We start from the raw sequence: 23,890 nt of genomic DNA on the forward strand, positions 1-23,890 counted from the left end.
ACTCCTATGAGCGATACGCCCCAGCAACCCGGCCTCCAGAGCCTGTCCAAGTCCTTCGAGCCCGCCGCCATCGAGGCCCGGTGGGGCCCGGCATGGGAGGAGCGCGGCTACGGCCGCGCCGGCTACCGCGGCACCGGGGAGCCCAAAGACGGCGCGCCCGCGTTCTCCATCCAGCTGCCGCCGCCCAACGTCACGGGCACGCTGCACATGGGCCATGCGTTCAACCAGACGATCATGGACAGCCTCACGCGCTACCACCGCATGCGCGGCTTCAACACGCTGTGGGTGCCCGGCACGGACCACGCCGGCATCGCGACGCAGATCGTGGTGGAGCGGCAGCTGCAGGAGCAGGGCCAGTCGCGCCATGACCTCGGCCGCAAGAACTTCGTCTCGCGCGTGTGGGAGTGGAAGGAAAAGTCCGGCAACACCATCACGACGCAGATGCGCCGCATGGGCGACAGCGTGGATTGGGGCCACGAGTACTTCACGATGGACGACGACCTGTCGCACGTCGTCACCGAGACCTTCGTGCAGCTCTACGAGCAAGGCCTCATCTATCGCGGCAAGCGGCTGGTGAACTGGGACCCGGAACTCAAGACCGCCGTGAGCGACCTGGAAGTGGTGAGCGAGGAGGAGGACGGCTTCCTCTGGCACATCGCGTATCCGCTGGCCGATGGATCGGGCTCCATGGTCGTGGCGACCACGCGGCCCGAAACCATGCTGGGCGACGTCGCGCTCATGGTGCATCCGGAGGACGAGCGCTACAGGCACCTCGTGGGCAAGCAGGTGAAGCTGCCGCTGTGCGACCGCGACATCCCCGTGATCGCGGACGACTACGTGGACAAGGAATTCGGCACCGGCGTCGTGAAGGTCACGCCCGCGCACGACGCGAACGACTATGCGGTGGGCCAGCGCCACCAGCTGCCGATCATCGGCGTGCTGACGCTGGATGCGAAGATCAACGACAACGCGCCCGCGAAGTACCGCGGCATGGATCGCTTCGCCGCGCGCAAGCTGGTCGTCGCGGACCTGGACGCGCTGGGCCTGCTGGTGGAGACGAAGAATCACAAACTCACCGTGCCGCGCTGCGAGCGCACGGGCCAGGTCATCGAACCCATGCTCACGGACCAGTGGTTCGTCGCCATGTCGAAGGTGAGCGACAAGGACCCGACGGGCAAGTCGATCGCGCAGAAGGCCATCGACGCGGTGCAATCCGGCGCAGTGAGCTTCGTGCCCGAGAACTGGGTCAACACCTACAACCAGTGGATGAACAACATCCAGGACTGGTGCATCTCGCGGCAACTCTGGTGGGGCCACCAGATTCCCGCGTGGTACGACGAGGGCGGCAACGTGATCGTCGCGCGCAACGAAGCGGAGGCGCAGGCCAAGGCGCCGGGCAAGACCCTGCGACGGGACGAGGACGTGCTGGACACCTGGTACTCGTCGGCGCTCGTGCCCTTCTCCACGCTCGGCTGGCCCGCGAAGACGAAGGACCTGGACCTGTACTTGCCTTCTTCGGTACTCGTCACCGGCTACGACATCATCTTCTTCTGGGTCGCCCGGATGATCATGATGACGACGCACTTCACGGGACAGGTGCCGTTCAGGCATGTCTACATCCACGGCCTGGTGCGCGATTCCCACGGCAAGAAGATGAGCAAGTCCGAGGGCAACGTGCTCGACCCCGTGGACCTCATCGACGGCATCGCGCTCGCGCCGCTGCTGGACAAGCGCACCACCGGGCTGCGCCGGCCCGAGACCGCGCCCACGGTGCGCAAGAACACCGAGAAGGAATTCCCGGAAGGCATCCCGGCTTTCGGGGCCGATGCGCTGCGCTTCACGTTCGCGTCGCTCGCGTCGCTGGGCCGCAGCATCAACTTCGATGCGAAGCGCTGCGAGGGCTACCGCAATTTCTGCAACAAGCTCTGGAACGCGACGCGCTTCGTGCTGATGAATTGCGAAGGCCACGACCTCGCGGAAGCCGGCGCGACGCAAACCGCGGCGGACCGCTGGATCGTGTCGCTTCTGCAGCGTGTGGAAGCGGAGATGGCGAAGGGCTTCGCCGAATACCGCCTGGACAACGCCGCCGGCGCGATCTACCAGTTCGTCTGGGACGAGTTCTGCGACTGGTACCTGGAGATCGCGAAGGTGCAGGTCCAGACCGGCGACGCCGCGCAGCAACGCGGCACGCGCCGCACGCTGATCCGCGTGCTGGAGGCGATCATGCGGCTCGCGCACCCGATCATCCCCTTCATCACCGAGGAGCTCTGGCAGAAGGTCGCTCCCGTCGCCGGCAAGACGGGCGAGTCGATCAGCATCGCGCCGTACCCCGAGTCGAACAGCGCGGCGATCGACCCCGCGGCCGAAGCGCATGTCGCCAAGCTGAAGGCCGTGATCGATGCCTGCCGCAACCTGCGCGGCGAGATGAACGTGTCACCGAGCACGCGCTTGCCCGCTTACGTGCTGGGGGACGCGGCCTTCATGCGGGAAGCCGCGCCGGCCTTGCAGGCGCTGGGCAAGCTCAGCGAGGTCAAGGTCTTCGACGACGAGGCATCGTGGGCGGCGGCGGCGAAGTCGGCACCGGTTGCCGTGGCCGGGGAGGCACGGCTGTGCCTCTACATGGAGATCGACGTGGCGGCGGAGAAGGCCCGCTTGTCCAAGGAGGCCTCACGCCTCGAGGGCGAAGTGGCCAAGGCCAACAACAAGCTGGCCAATGAAGCTTTCGTCGCGAAGGCCCCGCCGGCGGTCATCGAGCAGGAACGTAAGCGCATCGCCGAGTTCACGGCAACGCTTGCGAAGATTCGCGAGCAGTTGGCGCGGCTGGGCTAGGCCCTAGCGGACGATGAACTGCGGCGGCGGCTTCGGGTCGCCGGGTTCGAGGTCCATGGGCGCGCTGGGCATGGCGTCCAGCTGCGCGAGCCGCGAGGTGGTCGCGGTCAGGGTTTCGTGGATCCGGTGCACCACATACCAGCTCGCGCGCAGGCGCGATTCGCGCGTGTGCGAGCCGAGCCGCGGGGTGATGTAGAGGTTCTCGATCTCGTGCAGCGGCGATCCCCGGGACGCGAACCCCGACTCCGCCCCGTCGATCATGCAGGCCTCGATGCGGCCGTCCGTCAGCGCCCGCGCGAGCGCTTCCTGGTCGAACAGGTGGGAGCGGCTGATGCCGACCCACATCTGCCCCGGCTTGCAATGCGCGAGCAGTTTGTCGTTGATGAAGTTCTGGTAGCGCGACGCATACATCACCTGCACCGAAACCGCGTCCGCGGTGGACATGAGGTCCTGCAGGCTGACGGGCTGGATCTGCAGGCGCGCCCAGATCGGCGCCGTGTGGTGGATGGCGGGGTCGTAGCCGATGAGCTTGGCGCCCAGGGCGCTCAGCATCAGCGCGAGCGTGTGGGCGGTCGGCGCCAGGCCGAAGATGCCGATCGTGCTGCCATTGAGCTCGCGGCCGAGGCGGATGTCCGCGTGGCGGTCGCCATTGAGCGAGGAGCCGATACCGCGGCGGTAGAGCAGCAGCAGGCTGGCCAGCAGGTACTCGGCATTGGAGCGGACGTTGGCGGTGGTGGCCTGGATGACGCGGACGTTGCGTTCGCGGCAGGCTTCGAGGTCGGTGTTGTCGGTTCCGACGTGCATGCGTGCGACGGCTTTGAGGAGCGGGGCGAAATCCAGGAATTCCCGGGTTACCACGACCTTGCGCGGAAGGATCACGGCCTGCGCGTTGTAGACCGCCTTTCGCAACGCGCTCGGGTCTCCTGCAAGCTCCGGACGCGACTCGACGGAGTGGCGAGCCTCCAGCCATGCATGGGCTTCAGGCACCAGACGTTCGAGAAGTAGGATATCCACCCGTTTGCGTCCTTGTCTTACAAATATGCGTAGCGTTTGGCCGGATAGTTGAGCCTGAGCCCCAAAAGCGGGCAAACTTTAGCGGTATATTTTAGAGTAGTCGATGAACAAAATCACGAAAATCAACAAGGCGGTTTTCCCTGTGGCGGGCTTGGGAACGCGCTTCCTGCCCGCGACCAAGGCGCAACCGAAGGAGATGCTGCCGGTCGTCGACAAACCCCTCATCCAGTACGCCGTGGAGGAAGCCTATGAAGCCGGCATCCGCCACATGATCTTTGTGACAGGTCGCAACAAGCGTGCCATCGAAGACCACTTCGACACCGCGTACGAACTCGAGAGCGAACTCGAGGCCGCCCAGAAGACGGAATTGCTGCGGATCGTGCGCGCCATGCATCCCGACGACATGGACTGCTCCTATGTACGGCAGCCCCGCTCCCTCGGGCTTGGCCACGCGGTCCTGTGCGCACAGCCGCTCGTAGGGAACGAGCCTTTTGCCGTCCTGCTCGCGGACGACCTGATGTGCGGACCCGAAGGCGGACCGGGCGTGCTGACGCAAATGGTCGGTGTCTTCCAGAAACTGCCGACATCTTTGTTAGCGGTGCAGGAGGTTCCGGCGGATCACGTGCAGCGTTACGGCATCGTCGCGGGCTCACCGGCCGGCGAAGGCCTGACCAAGGTGGACCGCATGGTCGAAAAGCCCAAGCCTGCCGATGCGCCGTCGCGGATGGGCGTCGCGGGCCGGTACATCCTGACCCCGGGCGTCTTCGACCACATCCGCAACAACCCGCGAGGTGCGGGCGGCGAGATCCAGCTCACGGACGGCATCGCGAAGCTGATGGCCACCGAGGGCGTGCATGCCTTCCAGTACCGCGGCAAGCGCTACGACTGCGGCAGCAAACAGGGCTTCCTGGAAGCCTCCGTCGAACTTGCCCTGCGCCACCCCGAGGTGGGCCCGGGCTTCAGGCAATACCTGAAAGAGGTGCTCAGCGGCGTCTGAGCACGTGGATGTAGTCGCCGCCGACCGTCGACTGCTCCATCAGCTCGTTGCCCGTTTGCTTGGCGAAAGCCTGGAAGTCCCGCACCGACCCGGCGTCGGTGGACACCACCTTCAGCAGCTGGCCGGACGCGAGGTCCGCGAGCGCCTTCTTGGCTTTCAGGATGGGCAGCGGGCAATTGAGCCCGCGCGTGTCGATTTCCTTGGCGATATCCATGCCCGGATTCTAGGCGTGCGTCAGTCGCGGCGCGGCATCTCGATGAACTGCGGGGCCAGCCCCTTCGTGCGCAACCAGTCTGCGAGCGCGTATCCCGTCCCCGCCGGCCAGCACTTCACCGCGTCGTAGTCGTACAGCTTGTAGTCGACGAGCTCCGGCGACAACTTCACTTCGCCATCCGCCACCGCGTGGTAGGCGATGATCACCTGGTTCATGCGCTGGAAATCGTAGACGCCGATCAGGTTGACCTCGCTCGCGTCCAGGTTGGTCTCTTCCTTGATCTCGCGCGTGATGCCCTGCTGCGGCGTTTCGCCCGCCTCCATGAAGCCCGTGATCAGCGCATACATCTTGTGCGTCCACGCCGCGTTGCGCGCGAGCAGGATCTGGTCCCGATACTGCACCACCGCCGCGAGCACGGGCGTCGGGTTGTTCCAGTGCGTCCAGGCGCACGCGGCGCAGCGCAGCCGCTGCTTCTCGCCGCCGTCTTCCATCTGCGCGAAGAACGCCAGCGGGCCGGCGCAGTTGGGGCAGAACCTGTATTCGTGCTGCATCGATGCCTTCAGGCCGGGAACACGCCCGTCGAGAGGTATCGGTCGCCGCGGTCGCACACCACGAACACGATGGTCGCCTTCTCCACCGTCTTCGCGATCTGCTGCGCGACCCAGCACGCGCCGGCGGCCGAGATGCCGGCGAAGATGCCTTCCTCCCGCGCGAGGCGGCGGCACATTTCTTCGGCATCGTCCTGGCTGACGGAAACGAGTTCGTCCACCGCGCTGGGGTCGTAGATCTTCGGCATGTATTCCTCGGGCCATTTGCGGATGCCCGGGATGCGCGAGCCCTCGCTCGGCTGCGCGCCGACGATGCACACCGCCGGGTTCTTTTCCTTCAGGAAACGCGACACGCCGCTGATGGTGCCCGTCGTGCCCATCGCACTGACGAAGTGGGTAATCTTTCCGCCGGTCTGCTCCCACAGCTCGGGACCGGTGGTCTCGTAGTGGATGCGCGGGTTGTCGGCGTTGGCGAACTGGTCGAGGACGCGCCCCTTGCCTTCCTTCTGCATGTTCTCGGCCAGGTCGCGCGCGTACTCCATGCCGCCGCTCTTGGGCGTGAGCATCAGCTCCGCGCCGAAGGCCTTCATCGTCTGCGCGCGTTCGATGGACAAGTCCTCCGGCATGATGAGCACCATGCGGTAGCCGCGAATGGCCGCAGCCATCGCGAGCGCAATGCCGGTATTGCCGGATGTCGCCTCGATCAGCGTGTCGCCGGGCTTGATCTCGCCCCGCTCTTCGGCGCGCTTGATCATGGACAGGGCGGGCCGGTCCTTCACCGAGCCTGCGGGGTTGTTGCCCTCGAGTTTTCCGAGCAGCACGTTGCCCCTCTTGCGGTTCTCATCGGCTCCGATGCGCTGCAGCGCGACGAGCGGCGTGTGGCCGATCGCGTCCTCGATCGTGGGGTAGTTCATCGCTGTCACTGTGCCATAATTTCCAAGTCCCTTCCCTTCGTGCCGGAGTGGTGAAATTGGTAGACGCAGGGGACTCAAAATCCCCCGCCAGAGATGGCGTGCCGGTTCGATTCCGGCCTCCGGCACCACGCGCAGCAGGCTCTGCTCATGAGGAAAGCAGTTCAATCCCCGACGGGATCGAGCTTCAACTTGTAGGACCGCCCTTCCGCCGCTCCGTGATCAGCGAAATGCTGGAAGGGATTGACGTTGGCAATCACGAGGTCCGGGTTGCACACGAGGTAGTGCACCGGGTCGAAGTCCGGATACCTTCGAAGGACGTCCACATGGACCTCGCTGCTGCGGCGCATCATTCGCTCGATATAAGTTTCCATCGTCTTCGTGATGTTGACGCCCGAAGCAAAGAATCCCATGAGTTTCGAAAGTTCGCTTTCGCCCATGGAAAAGGTCGAAACGGGCGCTTGTGAAGGCACCTCGGCGATGTCGAGCGGAGGGTCCGACAAGCGAAGATTGATCCAGTGGAGCGCCAGCGAATACTTCTCCCGCACCATGTCGCGGGCCCTGGGTGTCGCAGCTTGCGGCCTCCCGCCGGCAAACAGGTCATTGGCTTGCAGGTATTGCGACAAACTGGAGGAAATGTCCTGCGGAAAATGGGAGTTGTAGACGCGCAGGACGAGCAATTGGTCCGCGTTCAGCGACGCATTCAACCTTGGCCCCGTTGTCTGGAAGCATTGCGCATCGAGTTCGCAAAGCGCCAGGAACTCCTTGAACAATCCGTCGCCCCAAGCGTCGTAATTCTTCAATTTCCAGGAAACCTTGACTCCGGTCGCCACGGCCGCGTCCACCATGGTGCGAATCGGCTCGATGTAGAGATCGACCGGCAGTTGCAGGACGAAAGTCTCGAAGTCGTGCTGGTAGCCATGACGGCTCACGTTCTGCGAATACGCGCTCAATAAATAGGCGAGCGGATCGCGGAAGAAAGCGATCAGCACCACCTCCACGTCCAGGTCGCGCATGGCCTGGAAGGTCTTGACCCAATCATGGCCTACGGAATAGAGCAGTTCGGACGAAATGATCGCAGTGCGATGCGCCCCGAAGTAGTGCTCCAGCGGGATAGGCAGCCCCTTGCCGGCCGCCGCCTTCATCAGGGCATCCCCATTGCCGCTGCTGACGATTTCCTCCGAATAATTCAGGTAGGCCACACCCAGTCCGTCCAGCACCTTCGCGTTCAGGCGCAGCATGTGCTGCAGATAGCTCGAGCCCGTCTTTTGCATCCCGACGTGCAGGTACAGCTTTCTTCGCTGCAGGTTACCGGCCATGACGCTCATTCAATCTTCTTGACGACAGCTTCGATTTCATAGGGCCCCGATGCGTGCTTGGTGAGATCGGACTGGTAATTGAAGTTCGGATTCCAGTTCTCGCGCAGGTGGCACACCCGGAACGTGGAGAGCGGCAGGCTCTCCTCGAACTCCCGCAGGAGCCGCGCGGGAGAATAGAAGCGTTTGTGATCCCGATTCCACTGGCTCGGCGGGTGCGTCTTGCGCTCGTACAAATACATGTGGGGCACGACCACCACGATGAAACCGCCGATCTTGAGCACCCGCATCCAGTCCATCAATGCGCCGGCGTAGTCTGCGATGTGTTCCAGGCAGTGCGAGGAATAGACGGTATCGACGCTGTTGGCATCGAACGGCAGGCGCCGGCCGTCATACCCCGGGTAGTCCAACTCGATCCCTATCGCATTCCTGAGGATGGGGACGGCGTCGGCGCGGCCGCCCCGAAAGCCGATGTCCAGCACCACATCCCCACCGAGGTAGGTCTTGAAGAAACCCGAGGCCATCTTGTCGGCGTACGTGTTCTTGGATTCCGTCAGTGAGGCCGTGACGGGATCCCAGTATTTCGAGGCCATCGGGTCCGCGGCGAGGGGATTGGTCTTGATCATTGGGGTATCCGGAGAAATTCACGGCAGCGCTCGAATACGCTGCGGGGAGTGATCTGCGTGAGGCACGCCAGGCCCCTGAAACAGTCGCCCGGCGTGGCGAGGTAGCACGGGCCGCAATGCATGTCGCGGCGCAGGGCGATCGCACGCGTTCCGATCGGCCCCCACTCGCGGGAGTCGATGACGGCCGAATGAATGGCCACGGTCGGCACGCCGAGCGCGGCCGCGAGGTGTTGTGGCCCGCTGTTGTTGCCGATGAACAGAGCGCAGCGCTGGAGCACCGCCGGCATCTCCGACAACTTCGTCTTTCCCACCAGCGACCAGACACGCTTCCGGTCGGTCACGCCGGCCAGGACTTCGCCGGCGAGGTCCACCTCGTCCGGTCCCCCGACGAGCACGACGTTCACGGGCAACGCACGCACCAGCAGGTCGACGAGCCGCGAGAAGTGTGCTGCGGGCCATTGGCGCATGGGGCTTCCGGCGGCGGGGTGAATGCACACGACCGGGCGGCGATAGATCTCTTCCGGGACGTTCGCGGGCAGTGGCCCAAGCGACGCCTCCCGAGGCATGAGGCTTCGATCGACCTCTCCGGCATTGGTGATGGCGGACACGAGATTGACCAGGTCTTCCGATACGTGGCTGTGCTTGTTGCGCGTGGCGAGGTCGCCCTCCCACTCCAGGGCGATGTCGAGCCAGGGGAATTCCCCCCGGTGGTCGAAACCCGCGAGCCAGACGGCCCCCGTGCATTGCAGCAGGTGGCGCGTGTCGGGATGCTTGCGCAGGTCGGCCGCCAGGTCGAACTGTCGCGCAACCAGTCGGGCCCGCAGTGCATCCAGCGCCTCGGGAGTGAGCGGGACCATTCCGCTGCCCGACCTCGCATGGAAAAACGAAAACTCGATCACTTCGCTCACGCCCTCGAGCGACCGCGCCAGCTGCGCGACCGCCGGAGCTACAAGCAGCGTGAGCGACGCTTCCGGAAATGCCGCATGCAGCTTGCGTATGGCCGGGATGGAGGTGATGAAGTCACCGATGTGGTCGAGCTTGACGACCAGAATTCTCCTGATGGCCGCGGCGTCGAAGAGCGGGCTGCCCGCGAATATCGTTCGAAGCGGCTCCGTGTCGATGAGGAAGTCGTCGGCGTCCGCAAGAAGGTTGGGATTGAAATACGGATCGCCATGGTCGAACGCGGCTGCCCATTGCTTCAGGAACGCGCTCCGGTCGTATACATCGGCGACCTGGGCGCGGCTCGCAAGCTCATGATGCCGGAGCTGCGCGAATGGCGTGTAGACGACGTTCAGGCCCGCCGCCTGGGCGCGCAGGCAGAAGTCGATGTCGTTGTTGATCACGCTGTGCGCCTCGTCGAAGCCCCCCAGGCGGTCGAACACCTCCGCCTTGACCATCATGCATGCGCCGGTAACCGCAGCGACATTGCGCAAGGTCAGGGATTGGCCAAAGTAGCCCGCATCGTCGGCTTCCGCAAACCTGAAGGCATGCCGCGCCACACCATGATTCGACAGGAACATCCCCGCGTGCTGGACCTTCCCGTCCGGATACAGCAGTCGAGCACCGACGACTCCGACCTGCGGGTTGCAAGCCTGCTCGAGCAACGCTTCCAGCCATCCGGGTTCGATGACCTCGATGTCGTCATTCAGGAAAAGCAGGTAGTCCCCCGACGCCTGCTTGCGCCCCAGGTTGTTGAGCCGCGACCAGTTGAAGTCTTCGTCGACGTGGACCACGCGATTCGCATTGGCCTTGAACCATCGTTTCCACTTCGCACTGGGGCCGCGGATGTTGTCGACAAGGATGATTTCAAAATCGGTGTAAGTCGACCGCTCCCGGATCGACCTCACGCAGGTCTCCACAAGGCCGCGCGCCGCGATGGTCGGGATGATGATGGAGACCTTTCCGACAACGGCCGCCGCCGGCTTGATGCGATAGCTTCCACGCACCAGGCCTTGCAGCACCTTTGCGCCCTCGCCCCGCCGGCGCATCGCGGACTGAAGGGCGGCACGCTCGGCCTGCGGGGTGTCCGCGGTACCCCCCAGCTGGGTCAGGAGTTGAGGCAGGTGGATGACGGCCTTCGCACGCTCCGTCATACGAAGCACCCGCTCGTAGTCAGAGGCGCACGCGTAGGCGCCGGGAGTTTGAAACTCTTCCTGCGCAAGCGGAGACGTCGCGACCCATCCCCTGCCCAGGTAGTTGGTGGACCAGGCGAGTTGGGGCGACCACCCGGGCTTGTGGAATGCTTGCCACTCACCCGAAAGCTCGTCCTGGCGACGTTCGTCCGCATAAATCACGGCCGGGCCACGATCGCCGGAGGCGAAGCGCAGAGCGAACCGGATGAAGGCATCACTGGCCCACACGTCGCCTGGCCGCAAGACGGCGACCAGGTCGGAGGCGCCTCGGGCCGCTTCGGGCCAGCCGGTTTCGCCAAGCGAGCGCACGGACAATCGCGCGGCCACCTCCCCCATCGCCTCCAGGCTGCGCTTCTTGAGCGAGGTCGCCTGGGCCCCCCGCAAGTCGTGCAGCACGATGACTTGCCAGTCGGCATACGTCTGAGCGCAGATGCTTTTCAAAGTTGCGGCCAGCGACTCGCCAGCTTCACCGAATTCGCGCACGGGCACGATCGCCAGGAAGCGCGGGGACTGCCTCCAGCTTTCCAGCAAATTGCGCAAGGTCTGGGTCTCGACGAACGGAATGCGGGTGCGCAGCGGCTGGCGCGCGTTGCCGGACTGGCGGTCGACGGCGACCGAGACCTCGACCGCTTGCGTGCGGCCTTCGGCATCGGTGGCGACGACCTTCAGCCGATGATCCCCGTTCCTCAGGACGCGCGCCGGCACCGCAAACGCAAAGCCGCTCAGCAGCGCGTTTGGCCAATCGGGGACGGCCTGCTCGATGTCCTGGCGCCGGATGCCGTGATATGCGTCGCCCAGGCGCTCGTCGTCGAAGTAGACCGTCACGCTGGCGATGGCAGCCTGGCCGACCGCCCAGCCGATCACCGTCAGGCGGTCGTCCACCTTGCCACGCACCACTCCGTCTGCCGATTCGGGCGCATCCAGGTGCAATCGGATCGCGGACGCACCTGCCACCGCGGCAGGGCGGGCCGTGGCTTCGACCTCGACAGTCCGCCTGGCCGTCACTTCTTCGCCGCTGTTGGATCGCACCCTGACACTGACGTGCTGCGGGCCCTCGAGCGGACGGCCCACGGCACCCCGGAATTCGAAGCCGCAGTTCGGCCCCTGGGCCGCTTCAGGGTACTCGTCGGCCACGTCGGGACGCGGCAGGACCGCCGTTGCCTCCCCGACCTTCGCATCGCCAACGAAGATCTCGATCGATGAGATGCCGCTCTTGTGCAGCGCCCAGCCGCTGGCACCGACGGAACCGTCGGCCCGGATCGTGACCTTGTCGCAATGCATCCGCAGCGCTGCGGCAGGTCGTTGCGGCGGCGTGTCGGGGACCGCGCGCGCCACCGATGCGGTCCGCGACACGTGGACGGGGGAATCCGCCTGCATCGCCAGCGGAACCAGCACGTTCGTCTGCTTGCCATCGCGCTGTAGCACCTGGAGGGTGATGAAACGCAGGTCGGACAGAAGTGGACTGGAGCCTACAAAAGAAAACCCGGACACGGCGGCGCCTGGGTAGCGGGCCATCCGCTCCCCCACGTCGGGGCGCTTCAATCCATACTTCGCACGCCCGATCTCCTGCCCTCGCGACATGACCGTCAGGGCGATGATCTCTGGCGAGCCCACGGCCCACCCCAGGCAATTGAGTGCGCCATCCTGGTCGAACCGCGCGGCGTCGATGACCACCCGCAAGGGCAGCGTGGCCTGGCTACGATCAGCGCGCTGCTGCCCGGAATCGGGCGCCACCTCATCGAGGCTCATCCGAGCCTCTCAGGTCTTCGTCAAGCGGTGCGGGCGCGCGGCCTTCCTGGTAGCCGGCCTCCACGAAATGGTGCGAACCCGATTTGTACCTGCGTGCCTGGATTGCCGCGGCGACATCCGGGTTCTCCTTCAGATACCAGTCCTCGTCGACCTTGAGCGGTCCCGGCAGGCGTCCCTCGACGTACCCGCAATCCACGAAATGGTGACGGGCCGAGTGGAACTGCCCTGACTTGATGGCCTGCCTGACATCCGGATACTGTTTGAGATACCAGTCCTCATCCACCGGCGCAATCCGCACGAGCGATTGGACGAGCTTGACCAGCCCGTCATAGGAAATCGTTGCCGCGACCTCACCCGTGGAATTGCTGGCCAGCGCGAAGGCATTGCGGATGACGGCGAAAGGCGGAATGTAGGTCGGGATGGCCCGGGGCCTGGCCGGGTCCAGGACGGCGGGTCGTTTCATGGCGACTTTGCGACGGGCACGTAGTTCAGTTGGCAACGCTGGGGTCTCCCACTCTCGGGGCTGCAGGGGTCAGGAAGTTCTTGAGCGAGGACGGATCGATTCGATAAGTCAAATTGCGCTCGTTGCCGTGCGCATTGAAGTTGATATTGTTTCCGACTTTCGTGGAAGGGCCGACGGTCACGTGGGTCTGTTGCGTGGAAATCTGCCGCATGGAAATCTGGATGCTTCGCGCTGCATCGATGTTGATCCCCCCGCCTGCGCCGGAGGTAATCGTGCCGTCGATGAGGATGTTATACGGCGCCAAAGACTTGTTTGGAGCCGTGATCCTGATCGCATGGAACCCTTTGGCCGAGGCGTTGCCGATGAAGCCGTAGACGGAGATGTTGTTCACGGCCTTGCCTCTGTCAGATTCGCTCCCGATGGTGAACAGGTCGTCACCCCCGGACTCCGTGCGCAGGCCGAAAAAGCGGATGTTTCCGGTTCCCTTGGACGTGTTGGCGGAATTGTGGAGGAAGAGCCCCTTGCCGACGGACCTCAAAATATTGACGTTATAGAAAACCAGCTGATTGGAGCTGTCGCCCGTTCCGCTGCTGTCGATTTCCATGACAGGGAGGGATTCGGTGCCCGATTGCCAGAATGTCAGGTTGCGAAACTCCGATTCCCGCATGAAGGCCAGCGGCATCGTGCGAGTCACCCCTGCATGCCACGCGCGGCCGTGCAGGAAGTAGACGGCCACGTCCTCCATGACGACACCATCGTTCCGGTCATAGAAAACAAATGCATTCTGGATGTGAGGGCTACGCTTGTCGCCCTGGACCCCGATGCCTCGCACCGAAGGGCCCACCCGATCGTCTGTCGAAGGGCCCGTGTCCGGGCCGTAGTTGCTCTGATACCAGGCTTCCGTCCAGGAAAACAGCGTTCCCGAAAATCCCGCATCGAGAATGATTTTCGACTGGTGAGGTCCTTCGCCCACGATGCATCCCGGGTTGCCGGGTGCAAACTGGGTGAACGCCGCGTGAATCTTGAAATTGCCTGACGGAATGTAGATGCAGGCACGCGTTCCGGCTGCGCGCAGCGCATTGGCACGCGACACCGCCGCGTCGAATGCGCTGGTGTTGTCCGTCGTGGCATCGCCTACCGCACCGAATTCCTTCACGTTGATCCGCTCCGGGACAGGGTCCGGCAGCGGACGGGACGCGGCAGCCCCGCCGCCCACCCCTCTCGCCGCCGTACCGGGCTGTACCGGCGTCGCCGTGCCTTGTGCGATCGCGCCTCCGACGGAAAAGGCGAGCATCAGCAAAATTCGCTTCATTGGATTCCTAGTGACGGATTGGAACACTATACGGAAAGGACGGAGCCGTACAGGCGGCGCAAGGCGGGCAGGTGCGCTCGGAAGGCTTTCCCAGGACTTCGGCCGGGGCGCTCATCTGCATGCGGAACGAACCCGCGCAGACACAGCTTGCGTTTATTTTTCCGGGCATTATAATGCCCGACAAATGCACTTCCGAATCAGAAAGAACGTCGTCCAGCTTGTCCGCAATACCTATGACGCCACGTCGAAGAAGGCCGTGGCGAGCGTGGTGGGCCGAATGCCGCTGACGGATCCCATCCTGACCGATGAGATCCGGGGCCAATTGTCGCCTTCCGAGATTTCGGAGACGGAAGAGTGGATAGCAGAGCACCACCGCCTGACGGCGCTGCGCACGGAGCTGGCGGTGTTCGAGCTTGCCACGAACATCGATTTGGCGGCGAAGTGGCTGGAACAGAATGCCGCGTCAGACGTCGCCAGGAACGCGGCTCCGCAAATCCTGCAGAGCTGGCAGAAGCTGAGGGCAATTCTGAGAAAGGCGGATCTTGTCGAGTAGGTTTCGGTGCGGCGTATTTTTTTAACTCTTAACGTAAGGAAAACCCAGTATGACTATCAATGAACTCGTCGATCAAGTGAAAGCGGCCGGGGGCAAGCAGTTTGAGGCGGTCCCCGATCCGAAAGCCCGCGCTTTGGTGCGCGCTGTGCTGGCGGAAATCGGAAAGCAGATTCAAGCAGGTGGATCAGAGCCGGTTCGAATCCCGGGGTTCGGCGCATTTCGCACGACGGAAGTCGAGCGCGAAAAAGACGGCGCAAAGACCCTGGTCAAAAAGATCCACTTTCGCCCCCTGCCTGCCAAGCAGTAATGCATCCGGCCGTTTGGCCGTCCCGCACTCCCCTCCGCGCCATCGATTGATTTGGCGCAAGCCTGATGCTGGTCATCGCTACCGGAACATGTTTGGGCCGGGGGCGGGAGGGGGCACTTTATTCGACACAGAAGCTCGCGACATATGTAGGAGATTGGTCGCTCGAGCGCCTCCACAGCGCATATGCTCACCGTATCCTTCCGAAACTGTTTGCCGAGCCTGCTCGCATGAAAGTCTATCTTCACACCGGCGCCGGAAAGACCGGCACATCTGCGATCCAGGCGGCTCTTGCGATGCTACGTCCCTCACTCGCAGCCGCCGGCATCCTCTATCCTGCTGGCTTCAACGACTCGGACGAAGGGGCTGCGCGCGGCGAGGTTAGCCAAGGGAACGGTGCCGCCATGGGAGGGCTCGTCAATGCCAACAAGCGACATGCCCGGTACGACATGCCTGCCGTCATGGGTTGGCTGAACGGTTGCATCGCCGAAGCGGCGGGCCGTGATCTGCTTTTTTCAAGTGAAGCCATGCAGTTTGCGCGTGCGGCCGAGATGACGGAGCTATGCAACTTCTTCGCGTCCGCAGGTTACGAGGTGACGGTCATCCATTACGTGCGCCACGCACTCGATCAAGCCGTCGCCACCTTCTTGCAACATCTCAAACGCGGACAAATTGGCAACGGCCCTCGCGAGAAATTGCGTGATCGGAAGACCTTCTTTGAGAGAGAGAGGACGGCCTACCTGGTGAGCCTGGAGCAATTTGCCCAGGTACTTCCTGCCGAACGGATAATCGTGAGGCTTTACGATACCGAACGGACAGATCTCATTCCGGGATTTTTGCGGTTGCTGCGAGAAAAGCCCTTTGATGTGCCGCTTCCAGTCGGCGTCATCAACCGGTCGCCCACTGCGGCTGAGCAGGTAGTCTTTCAAGAATTGTCCCGCCTGCCGGACGGCCCTCGCCTTTGTCGGCTCGTCGACAGGTTGACGCTCAACCGGCCGCCGGGTGGCCCAGCCGTGACGTCGGTTACCGAACAGGAATTTGCGGCGTTCGCAAGCCGTAACCAGCCCATAGTGGATGCGGTCAACAAGCACTTCCTGAAGGGCCACGGGGAATTGCTCATCAAGTCAGACCGGATCCAAGTTGGTGACACTGTGCCCCCATCTCCTGAAGAAGTCTATGCCGCGTTTGCGAACTCCTTCGCACTGCTTGAAGCCGATATCCGAGCCAAACTCCGCGCAGAGCGAAGAGCGGCAGCTGCGAAGATTCGCCGTCCAGCATAGGCGTCCGGACTTTGCAGTGTCGCTCCGCCGCCGGTCAGCGCTCACCCTTTGTGGACGTTCTGAAGCTGAGCGAGCCACTTGGCCGCCGGAATGCTGTCGGGTGAAGCCCTGACCGCGTGCTGCGCCGCCTGCAATGCTTCGGCGGCGCGACCCTCTCGATGCAACGCCCGGCTGTAAGTCAGAAAGACGCCGCCTCCTTGTGCTCCGCTGGCAATGAGTTGCGTCAAAAGCCTAAGGGCTTCGCCGTTCGCACCGCTGCGATACAACGCCTGCGCGAGGACCAAGCGGGCTCGCCGGTCATTCGGTGCCGCATCAACCGCTTTGCGCGCCTCCGTGACTGCATTGGCGGCGTCCTGATCGGCCTGGCTGGGCGATGACGGGCCTTCCATCTTGGACCCGCGAGAAGGCTTGGCGGGATCGCCCTTGGATACACGCAGAGATGGCTGCGCCTCGTGACCAGGTACGAGGCGGCGAATTCTCTGAGCCGCCGCAGCGTCGAGCCCCCTGCGCTGCCAGACCGAGCAGAAGCGCAGTACGTCGTCCATCCCGTCTGCCAAATGCGATCCAAACAGTCTTTCCTGGAAATCAATCAGCGCTGGGGCTAACAAGCTGAACGTCCAGGAATCCAATTTGTCGAATGCGGCCAACGTCATGAAAGCCCACCGCCGCGCCCAGCTCATCTCCGAAGAGAGTCCTCCTGCGACGACTGAGTCGGCGACGTGCGCGATCGTCACTGCAAGATTCTCCTGAACAAAAGCTCGCAACGTGGGATGCAGGTCGGCGGCAGGAACGAACATCGCCCGGGAAATCTCGCGGTCGAGTTCCGGAGCGCCGATCCTTCGCAGGAACGCGTCGTAGCGCGTAGCCTTTGGAGACTTGCTAATGATGCGTCCCCCGCCCGCGAACTCGTTGCGCCGAAACAGGTCCAGCGCTGCGCTGGACGGCACCCTGCCCCCTACGTAGTGCAGGACCTGTCCGGCGATTGCAGGATCCGCAAAAAACATCGCGTCATAGTCAAGCACCTTCATATCGAACCGGGCTTCGGCAATACGCGCTAGCAAGATCACCCAATCGAATAGGCTGAAGAGTCCCGTGCGCCCCTCCGGCCAATCGTCATTGGGGTTCGCAGCGCGCCGGTCGACGGAGTCCGTGACAAAATTGAGGCTGCGATAGATGCACAAATTGCGTAGCGCCGGAAGTTGCGCATTCACGCGATCCAGAATGAGGTGATAGGTCGGCAACTTGTTGCCAAACGCCGCGACCTCGCCCTGCGCCAGCTTTTCGCGTAACGTAAGCCGGGACAACTCGGTGTTTTTTGGTCCGCTGGCATGGTAGGCATCGTCAAAGAATGCTTCCGGCACAGACAGGTTGCCATAATCCACGTCCCATTGGCCGGAAAAATATTCGATGGCGCAATACAAATGCGCATCGAGGTTGATCGATCGCGCAAGTGCAGTGGTGCCGGAGCGCGCCACACCCACGACGATAAAATCGAGCGCGCGGCGGGACGAAGTACTTTCGGCCATCAGTAACGTTCCTGAACGAATGGGTTGGAAGATATGGAGCGGATCGCGCAAGAAGTAGCCACAAGACGCGCGGCAATCACATGAGGGTTCGGACGGGCCGGCTCAATCCAAGGTGCCGTCGACAAGCCACTGGCATCTTTGCGTCATCAGGTCTGGATGCTCAAGATTCCCGAACGAGCCATATCGAACTTCCAGCATTTTTGGCGAATTTTGCGCTCGCTTCAATAACCTGCTGATGTCGCATACGCCTAAACATGCCGCCCCAAAATAGTATCTTGAAGGCGGAATTGAACATCAGAAACGCGCGAAGGGCATAGACTTCGTTCCAGGAATAGTTTCGCTCGATCCAGAGTTGCGGATACTCGAACGGATATGGGCAGTCGTGCACGTGTACCAGGACTCCTTTCTTCACCGCCGGAATGAGTTCTGTCAGCTCATAGTGCACATCGCTTGCTGTTTTCAGCACATGGGTCGAATCAACAAAAAGGATGTCGCCTTCTTCCAGGGCCCCGACCACATCTTCAACGGGAACGCTTTGGACCGGCTGTTCGATCAGCGTTATCCGGGCGCTGTCCAGTGGCCGCAAGAGGCTTCTGAGCCTCTGGGGAAACGGCTCTATGCAGGTAATCTGCACATCAATTTCATGAATATCCGCTGAATCCAGCATGCATGCTGTGGAGAAGCCGGAGCCGATTTCCACGATCCTCTTCGGCTTGTAGCGGCCCATCAAACCATGCAGTGTCAACGCGTCGCCATAGGGAAAGGGGCCGCCTTCGTAATGGAATCGGAGCCCTGGCTCCTTCTGATCGGGGAACGGCGCGTGGCGGATTGATTCCGCCATCTCCTCCCACAATGTATCCATGCGTCGGCGATCTATATCGATTCCAGCGAACGTCTGGCGCCCGCTTCTCGCAGCAACATAATCCGCCACGGTCGAGGGATCCACGACCGCAGAATGGTAATGCCCGTTGGGGAAAAACGGCTTTACCTTGGTTCGCTGGAGGAATTCGGGAGTCGTCCCCATCTTGTTCAGGAGGGCTGCCGGGGACAACTTCCGGCTCGCATCGACCCAAGGTCCAAGCTCGCCAGGCCTTGGCTGACGCTGCAAGGCGAGCTCGAAGAGAGCACGAACGAACTCCTCGCTCGCAGTAGGAGAAGCCGCTTCAATCGCCATCAGGAGTACCCCCTACATTTCGCCGGGGATCGGGTCGACGGCAGCGGCTGGTTGAACCCCCTTCGATCGATAGCTTTCATCGTAAGAATAACCATAGGCCTCCATTTCGGGCCCGCAATACCGCCCGAAAGTCAGAAGCTGCTGCTGCGTCCACCCGAGCGTGTCCACGCTCATGATGCGCTCGGCGCTGGTGGCGTCCGTCTGCTGCGGCCGGTTGGAACGAAGCGTCTGGATCATTCGCTCGGGAGAGGAAACTTTGAGTAGTGCCGCCAGTTGCCCAGCGATGAGCTCGGGCCGCTGGATCATGTCTTGCTGGTCCACTTCCAGGAAGGTATCCGGACGCAAGCTTTTACGCGTCTCCCGCCATGCACTCATATTGGCGGCCCAGTCACGGCAGTGGTACTGGAAGTCGTGCCCCGGGAACTTCTTGATCCTCGAGACGACATTCTCGATACCACGGCGCTTGGCAAATATGAAGAGGCTCTCGGGCCACAAGGTTCGAATGATAGGGATCGCCCAGATCATTTCCGGGTTGCCTGTCTTGTCGAACCATGGCCCGGAGGCATTGGCCGCATCCCCGAGCTTTTTCACCACGGCGAAAAGCTCGCTCTTGAACTGATCCTCATTGATGGCGGAGATAAGCACCTTGTCGCTCGCGCCGCGCGCGAACGCCGCAAAGTGACGGCTCACGACTTCATCGAGCCCATGCAGCACCGAGAAGAACATGCCTTCGCGATATCCGGAATAGTCGGCCGACAGCAGCACGTCCACCAACGCACTGGTGCCCGAACGCGGCGAACCTACGATGAAGACGGGAAATTGCATTTATTTTTCTCCATTTCAACCTTGGAATGTATCGCCATTCAAGCCCGCAGGCTCTCGCGGAAGTGACTCGCCTTCGATGTCTCCGGCACGGATTCCTTCCGGTCTGCCGCCAGAGGTGATTTTGTGCGTGCCCGCTCCTCGCCCGGATCCGCCTCGGGCAACTGTTGCATGGATTTCAGCAGCAACACGGAGTTTGCGGCAATAAAGAAGCTCTTCGGAAGATCCACGGTCGATCCAGAACTCTCGTAGTGGACAAGATCGAGCGCGGGAGTGACCACCAGCTTTGCGCCCAGCGCGCGAGCTCGCAGCGCCAGATCGGAATCTTCATGATACGCGTAGAGAAAGCGCGGGGAGAAAGGGCCGAGCGTGTGGAGGAGCTTGCGGCTCGCGAAGAAACACGCGGCCCCGAAATACTGGACTTCCTGGTCGATACCCGTCTTGTCAGCAGGAAAAGTGTTCCGGCCGATCAGTTTCGACTCCACCGCGGAGAAGGCCTCGCCATGCACGATTTCCTGCTTTACCGTGATGCCCAGGCTGAGATGCTGCAGCGCGCCCATGCCATTGAATTGGCGCGCGGCGCAGATCCATTTGTCTCCCTGGCAGAGTGTGACGAGCTTGTCGTAGTCGAACCGCCGGTACTTCACGTCGATATTCGTCACCATCACGTGCTCCGTCGTGGAAAGCCGCACGAGGTGATTGACCGCGATGTTGAAGCCGAGGTTGTGGGGCGAATAAAAGACCCGGATGAATCCTCCCAGCCCTTCGGCAAACCAGCGCGCGGCCCTCACCACGTTGTCGTACCCGTCCGAGCCATTGCAAAGGATGTTGACCTCGCACTTCGATAGATCGTGGTGGTCCGGCAATGCCATCAGCCATGCCTTCAGCATCTGCGGATTGCCCAGCACCACCGCACAGATGGAATACGCGGCCTTTTCGTTCGCCGATTCAAAGACCGCGGCAACCGGGACTTCTGCCATGATCTGCTCGTGCGCAAGTGTGATCTGCGCGAGGAAGCCCGGATATCTGCTCAACAGGAACACCAATTCCTTGTGCGTCTGCTGGCTCTGCAGCAGACGGAAGCACTCCAGGTAGAGCTCGCGCGCCGACTGGCGTGGTTCGAACACGCCGGAATAATCGATGAACCGGTTATGGGCATAGACGTAAATCTGCGCTCCCGCCGGATCGAACCTGGTTGCGCGTCCTGCCATCACCACACCGTGGCGCTCGGTCCTCGGCGGCAGGTTCAGGTGCTTGGCGACATCGTCTCGCCAGTGCCAAAGACCAGCCGCATCGATGAATTCCCACTCGACCTTCCCGCCCTCCTCCTTGACCAGCAAGACGCCCAGGTCCCCGCTCTCGTGCTCGCTCCAGCCGTAAAGTACGAAGTCCCTGTCCGCGCACGCGATTCTCTCCACGTGGACATGCTCGTACTTCGAGTCGGAATACTTGCGGCGCTCGCGAAGCCCATAGGTCAGGAAGTGATCCGCCAGCCCATCGGCGGGCAGCGACTCGAGATCCGGGTTCATGCGAACGTAATTCACCGCGGACCACCCGCATAGCGAGAGCCGTTTCGTCAGTTGCGGGGCTTCAGTGGGCTGCATGTGCGACCTCGTTCATGGCGGAGTACCGGTTGTAGATGTCTTCGAACGACGTGAAGCTCTGGGCGGCGGCCACTTGCGAACGCGGCGCCGGCGGTCGCGCCAGCAATTCCTGTAGTCGCATGCGCAGGCCCCCCGCACTGCCCATCGGGAAGTAAAGCGTGCTGTCGGAAGCGGCAAACCGTTCGCGGATGGCGGGGAACTCGCTGCAGACGAGGATCTTCCCGAGTTGCAGCGCCTCATCGGCCGTGAGGCAGTAGCTCTCGGGCCAGAGTGAAGGGATAACCACGACATTGCGATCGCTGAGCAGCGCCGGCAGGTCCGACGCGTCGTAGGCACCGTGCAGGGCCACGGGAACTCGCAACGCGGCCAGTTCCGCGACTGCCTGCTCGATCCGTGCCCGGTATGCGTCGTCTCCGACAAAGTTGCCCCAGATGCCGATGTCGAATCGCCGGGCGACACTGGAGCTCATCTTGCACAAAGCCAACACGCTTTCGAGCAGCAAGTGGACCCCTTTGGTGCGGTGAATCTGGCCGATGAACGCGATTCGCAGGATGGACAAGTCGTCGTCGATCACCGCCCGGTCCCGGAAGATCGGGCCATTCGGGACCACGGTCACGGGCTTCGACAATCCGAGGGCCGTGCCCACCAGCCCGGCAGTAAACGCGCTCACCGCCGTGACGTGGTCGAACTTCTCGATCACGCGCGCGAAGTGCGCCATCCGGTGCTGAAAGTAGTCGTACCGGAATTGCGGCAGGCAGGTCGAACACCGTGCATAGCTGATCTCGGTGCAAATGTGGTTGTTGTTGTTCTGGAGCAAGTGACCATCGTTATGACAGACGAGCATGTGTTCGTGGATCGTGAACACCGAAGTCGCATCGAATCGTGCCAGGCAGGCCTGCACGAAGTCGATGCCGAATCCCATGAAATGATGGAAGTGCAGAACGGTCGGTCCGAACGACTGCACGAGTTCGAGCAGGGCGACCTGGCCCAGCTCGTCATGGTTGGTGAAGTATTCGAAATCGAAATTGGGCGCGATGTACACGAATTCCTGGGGAGCCATCTGTACGATGTCGCTGCCGGCGGGCCGCCTGGGCCCGCCGCCCACCATCGCACCGATGAACAGGGAAGTGCCCGGTCCATGGCGCCGCAGGTGGGCTTCGTGCAGATTCTTCGCGATGGTCTGCGCTCCACCCGGCACGAGATCCGGATGCATGAAGGAAAAGTAGACGGCGCGCGGCGTCGTACTGGCGATCCGGGTCGCAGGTGCATCCACCGGCTTCTGGATATCCGACAAGCCCTTCTCGGTGGCCTTGTCGATCACCGTGCGCTGCGTAGTTGCGTCTGGCAACGGTCGAGGGCGGGCCGAAATATTGCGCTTGGTCATGGTTCGTTTTCGGTTTCAGATGGGAAAGGCCGGCCGGGGCCGGCGGTCGTGCATTACTTCTTAGCCCGCGCGGGTTTCGCGGTCCGAATCACCTTGGCGGGCTTCTTCTTCGCGACCACTTTGCGCGGCGACTTGGGTTTCACTTCGGGTGGCGGAGGGGGTTTGCGGGAATCCGCAATCGCTTTGGTCACTTCCGCGAGGTTGGACTTCGCGTCCTCGTAGGTAGGCGCAAGCGCCAGCGCCCTGCGCAGGTGATTGCGGGCCTCGACGAGCTGGCCCTGGATCCGCATGAGGTTGCCCAGGTTGTTATGAGCCTCGGGCGATCGCGGGTTGATTTCCAAAGCTTTCGCATAGGCCGACGCCGCATCTTCGAGGCGACCGAGGCGCTTGTGGGCCACTCCCAGATTGATCCACGCGGAGATGAACCGGGGGTCGACCTTGATCGCCCGCTTGTGGAAGCTCACGGCCTTGGCGAAGTCCAGCCGATCCTGGAAGAGGAGCCCAAGATCGTTGTAGTAATCGGCGCGATCCGGGACGAGGATGATCGCCTTCTGCAGCAACGGCATCGCTTCCGTGGATTGCTTGAGCGCCCGCAACGCCAGGGCGAGGCCGTGCAGCACCTCGGCGTTGTCGGATTGGATACGCAGCGCTCCCTGGAATGTCTTGGCGGCTTCTTCGTACTGGCGCGCATTGTGCAGCCTGCGTCCATTCAAGATGAGTTGCTGTACCGGTGGCGAACTGCTGACGAGCGGCTCCAGCTGCTTGATGCGATGACGCAATTCGTCGGACCGCACCAGACGCGCGGCCTGCCGATAAGCTTCCAGCGCATCGCCCATTTTTCCCAACTGCTCGTGCGCCAGCGCGATCTGCGCCAACACGGAAGCTTGTTGCGTGGGCGAGGGCTTCGGGCTCGCCACGCTCATCGCGCCCCATATCTTCTGCAGCAAGGTCAGGGCGTCGGCGGGCCGCCCGGTCCGATTGAGCGTCAATGCCATCCCCATCGCAGCGGCGGCATTGTGGGGAGCCGCAGCCATCGCCTGCTGGTAGAGGTGCAGGGCTGAGCCGAAGTCGAATTTCTCGAGCCGCTGGCCAGCTTCCTGCAACAGGGTTGCAAGGGATTTAGCCATATGTG

General features: G+C 62.6%; 20 protein-coding genes and 1 tRNA gene. 6 read left to right on the forward strand and 15 right to left on the reverse strand.

Annotation, left to right across the window (positions count from 1 at the left end):
* Positions 1-6: 6 nt before the first annotated feature.
* The gene (locus I5803_RS09070; RefSeq protein WP_196986045.1) at positions 7-2,829 is read left to right on the forward strand and encodes a valine--tRNA ligase; all 2,823 of its coding nucleotides are present in this window, start codon (positions 7-9) and stop codon (positions 2,827-2,829) included.
* 3 nt (positions 2,830-2,832) lie between these two features.
* On the opposite strand, the gene I5803_RS09075 is transcribed toward I5803_RS09070, so the two are convergent.
* On the reverse strand, positions 2,833-3,843 hold the full coding sequence (locus I5803_RS09075) for an NAD(P)-dependent oxidoreductase (protein WP_196986046.1): 1,011 nt from the start codon (positions 3,841-3,843) through the stop codon (positions 2,833-2,835).
* Positions 3,844-3,946: 103 nt separating this feature from the next.
* Between I5803_RS09075 and galU the strand changes: the two genes are divergently transcribed.
* Complete coding sequence (gene galU / locus I5803_RS09080; protein WP_196986047.1) at positions 3,947-4,840, forward strand: UTP--glucose-1-phosphate uridylyltransferase GalU; 894 nt, start codon at positions 3,947-3,949, stop codon at positions 4,838-4,840.
* Here galU and I5803_RS09085 read toward each other — a convergent pair.
* From I5803_RS09085 to cysM, 3 genes are read right to left on the reverse strand one after another with little or no spacing between them, the layout of a single operon-like run.
* Complete coding sequence (locus I5803_RS09085; protein ID WP_196986048.1) at positions 4,827-5,054, reverse strand: sulfurtransferase TusA family protein; 228 nt, start codon at positions 5,052-5,054, stop codon at positions 4,827-4,829. The two genes, galU and I5803_RS09085, sit on opposite strands and share 14 nt — an antisense overlap.
* A 20-nt stretch (positions 5,055-5,074) precedes the next feature.
* Positions 5,075-5,605: an NUDIX domain-containing protein gene (locus I5803_RS09090; RefSeq protein WP_196986049.1), complete on the reverse strand. Its 531-nt coding sequence runs from the start codon at positions 5,603-5,605 to the stop codon at positions 5,075-5,077.
* 8 nt (positions 5,606-5,613) lie between these two features.
* Entirely contained in the window at positions 5,614-6,516 is a 903-nt protein-coding gene (cysM, locus tag I5803_RS09095; RefSeq protein ID WP_196986050.1) for a cysteine synthase CysM, read from the reverse strand.
* A gap of 41 nt (positions 6,517-6,557) precedes the next feature.
* On the opposite strand from cysM, the gene I5803_RS09100 reads away from it, so the two are divergent.
* A tRNA-Leu gene (locus I5803_RS09100) sits at positions 6,558-6,644 on the forward strand.
* A 33-nt stretch (positions 6,645-6,677) separates the two neighbouring features.
* Here I5803_RS09100 and I5803_RS09105 read toward each other — a convergent pair.
* The 5 genes from I5803_RS09105 to I5803_RS09125 are packed head-to-tail and all read right to left on the reverse strand — an operon-like array spanning position 6,678 to position 14,111.
* On the reverse strand, positions 6,678-7,841 hold the full coding sequence (locus I5803_RS09105) for a hypothetical protein (protein WP_196986051.1): 1,164 nt from the start codon (positions 7,839-7,841) through the stop codon (positions 6,678-6,680).
* Positions 7,838-8,455: a methyltransferase domain-containing protein gene (locus tag I5803_RS09110; protein WP_196986052.1), complete on the reverse strand. Its 618-nt coding sequence runs from the start codon at positions 8,453-8,455 to the stop codon at positions 7,838-7,840. The genes I5803_RS09105 and I5803_RS09110 overlap by 4 nt, the downstream gene beginning before the upstream one ends.
* Positions 8,452-12,336 carry a glycosyltransferase family 9 protein gene (locus tag I5803_RS09115; protein WP_196986053.1) on the reverse strand — a complete coding sequence of 1,295 codons (3,885 nt, stop codon included), beginning with the start codon at positions 12,334-12,336 and terminating at the stop codon, positions 8,452-8,454. The genes I5803_RS09110 and I5803_RS09115 overlap by 4 nt, the downstream gene beginning before the upstream one ends.
* On the reverse strand, positions 12,323-12,799 hold the full coding sequence (locus I5803_RS09120) for a hypothetical protein (RefSeq protein ID WP_196986054.1): 477 nt from the start codon (positions 12,797-12,799) through the stop codon (positions 12,323-12,325). The genes I5803_RS09115 and I5803_RS09120 overlap by 14 nt, the downstream gene beginning before the upstream one ends.
* 25 nt (positions 12,800-12,824) lie before the next feature.
* Complete coding sequence (locus I5803_RS09125) at positions 12,825-14,111, reverse strand: glycosyl hydrolase family 28-related protein (protein ID WP_196986055.1); 1,287 nt, start codon at positions 14,109-14,111, stop codon at positions 12,825-12,827.
* A 184-nt stretch (positions 14,112-14,295) separates the two neighbouring features.
* On the opposite strand from I5803_RS09125, the gene I5803_RS09130 reads away from it, so the two are divergent.
* The 3 genes from I5803_RS09130 to I5803_RS09140 all read left to right on the forward strand — a co-directional run bounded on the left by I5803_RS09130 (position 14,296) and on the right by I5803_RS09140 (position 16,248).
* Complete coding sequence (locus I5803_RS09130) at positions 14,296-14,664, forward strand: hypothetical protein (RefSeq protein ID WP_196986056.1); 369 nt, start codon at positions 14,296-14,298, stop codon at positions 14,662-14,664.
* A gap of 49 nt (positions 14,665-14,713) precedes the next feature.
* Positions 14,714-14,971, forward strand: a complete 258-nt coding sequence (locus I5803_RS09135) for an HU family DNA-binding protein (RefSeq protein WP_196986057.1) — start codon at positions 14,714-14,716, stop codon at positions 14,969-14,971.
* Between the two features lie 227 nt (positions 14,972-15,198).
* Positions 15,199-16,248 (forward strand): hypothetical protein, encoded by a 1,050-nt coding sequence (locus tag I5803_RS09140; RefSeq protein WP_196986058.1) that lies wholly within the window; start codon positions 15,199-15,201, stop codon positions 16,246-16,248.
* Between the two features lie 41 nt (positions 16,249-16,289).
* On the opposite strand, the gene I5803_RS09145 is transcribed toward I5803_RS09140, so the two are convergent.
* From I5803_RS09145 to I5803_RS09170, 6 genes are all read right to left on the reverse strand, one after another.
* The gene (locus tag I5803_RS09145; protein ID WP_196986059.1) at positions 16,290-17,825 is read right to left on the reverse strand and encodes a hypothetical protein; all 1,536 of its coding nucleotides are present in this window, start codon (positions 17,823-17,825) and stop codon (positions 16,290-16,292) included.
* 109 nt (positions 17,826-17,934) lie between these two features.
* On the reverse strand, positions 17,935-18,948 hold the full coding sequence (locus tag I5803_RS09150; protein WP_196986060.1) for a class I SAM-dependent methyltransferase: 1,014 nt from the start codon (positions 18,946-18,948) through the stop codon (positions 17,935-17,937).
* A gap of 12 nt (positions 18,949-18,960) precedes the next feature.
* Complete coding sequence (locus I5803_RS09155) at positions 18,961-19,773, reverse strand: sulfotransferase family protein (RefSeq protein ID WP_196986061.1); 813 nt, start codon at positions 19,771-19,773, stop codon at positions 18,961-18,963.
* Between the two features lie 38 nt (positions 19,774-19,811).
* Positions 19,812-21,299: a glycosyltransferase family 2 protein gene (locus I5803_RS09160; protein ID WP_196986062.1), complete on the reverse strand. Its 1,488-nt coding sequence runs from the start codon at positions 21,297-21,299 to the stop codon at positions 19,812-19,814.
* Positions 21,300-21,360: 61 nt separating this feature from the next.
* Positions 21,361-22,758: a glycosyltransferase gene (locus tag I5803_RS09165; RefSeq protein ID WP_196986063.1), complete on the reverse strand. Its 1,398-nt coding sequence runs from the start codon at positions 22,756-22,758 to the stop codon at positions 21,361-21,363.
* Positions 22,759-22,811: 53 nt separating this feature from the next.
* Positions 22,812-23,885: a tetratricopeptide repeat protein gene (locus tag I5803_RS09170; protein WP_196986064.1), complete on the reverse strand. Its 1,074-nt coding sequence runs from the start codon at positions 23,883-23,885 to the stop codon at positions 22,812-22,814.
* Positions 23,886-23,890: the final 5 nt, after the last annotated feature.

Source organism: Caenimonas aquaedulcis, assembly GCF_015831345.1.
Taxonomy (GTDB): Bacteria; Pseudomonadota; Gammaproteobacteria; order Burkholderiales; family Burkholderiaceae_C; genus Ramlibacter; species Ramlibacter aquaedulcis.

What these genes read in the sequence shown, in the direction of transcription:
- I5803_RS09125 (WP_196986055.1), bottom strand. Translation starts at nt 14,111, where the DNA reads ATGAAGCGAATTTTGCTGATGCTCGCCTTTTCCGTCGGAGGCGCGATC.
- I5803_RS09105 (WP_196986051.1), bottom strand. Translation starts at nt 7,841, where the DNA reads ATGAGCGTCATGGCCGGTAACCTGCAGCGAAGAAAGCTGTACCTGCAC.
- I5803_RS09120 (WP_196986054.1), bottom strand. Translation starts at nt 12,799, where the DNA reads ATGAAACGACCCGCCGTCCTGGACCCGGCCAGGCCCCGGGCCATCCCG.
- I5803_RS09140 (WP_196986058.1), top strand. Translation starts at nt 15,199, where the DNA reads ATGAAAGTCTATCTTCACACCGGCGCCGGAAAGACCGGCACATCTGCG.
- galU (WP_196986047.1), top strand. Translation starts at nt 3,947, where the DNA reads ATGAACAAAATCACGAAAATCAACAAGGCGGTTTTCCCTGTGGCGGGC.
- I5803_RS09090 (WP_196986049.1), bottom strand. Translation starts at nt 5,605, where the DNA reads ATGCAGCACGAATACAGGTTCTGCCCCAACTGCGCCGGCCCGCTGGCG.
- I5803_RS09115 (WP_196986053.1), bottom strand. Translation starts at nt 12,336, where the DNA reads ATGAGCCTCGATGAGGTGGCGCCCGATTCCGGGCAGCAGCGCGCTGAT.
- I5803_RS09155 (WP_196986061.1), bottom strand. Translation starts at nt 19,773, where the DNA reads ATGCAATTTCCCGTCTTCATCGTAGGTTCGCCGCGTTCGGGCACCAGT.
- I5803_RS09150 (WP_196986060.1), bottom strand. Translation starts at nt 18,948, where the DNA reads ATGGCGATTGAAGCGGCTTCTCCTACTGCGAGCGAGGAGTTCGTTCGT.
- I5803_RS09165 (WP_196986063.1), bottom strand. Translation starts at nt 22,758, where the DNA reads ATGACCAAGCGCAATATTTCGGCCCGCCCTCGACCGTTGCCAGACGCA.
- I5803_RS09070 (WP_196986045.1), top strand. Translation starts at nt 7, where the DNA reads ATGAGCGATACGCCCCAGCAACCCGGCCTCCAGAGCCTGTCCAAGTCC.
- I5803_RS09110 (WP_196986052.1), bottom strand. Translation starts at nt 8,455, where the DNA reads ATGATCAAGACCAATCCCCTCGCCGCGGACCCGATGGCCTCGAAATAC.
- I5803_RS09130 (WP_196986056.1), top strand. Translation starts at nt 14,296, where the DNA reads ATGCACTTCCGAATCAGAAAGAACGTCGTCCAGCTTGTCCGCAATACC.
- I5803_RS09085 (WP_196986048.1), bottom strand. Translation starts at nt 5,054, where the DNA reads ATGGATATCGCCAAGGAAATCGACACGCGCGGGCTCAATTGCCCGCTG.
- cysM (WP_196986050.1), bottom strand. Translation starts at nt 6,516, where the DNA reads ATGAACTACCCCACGATCGAGGACGCGATCGGCCACACGCCGCTCGTC.
- I5803_RS09135 (WP_196986057.1), top strand. Translation starts at nt 14,714, where the DNA reads ATGACTATCAATGAACTCGTCGATCAAGTGAAAGCGGCCGGGGGCAAG.
- I5803_RS09160 (WP_196986062.1), bottom strand. Translation starts at nt 21,299, where the DNA reads ATGAACCCGGATCTCGAGTCGCTGCCCGCCGATGGGCTGGCGGATCAC.
- I5803_RS09170 (WP_196986064.1), bottom strand. Translation starts at nt 23,885, where the DNA reads ATGGCTAAATCCCTTGCAACCCTGTTGCAGGAAGCTGGCCAGCGGCTC.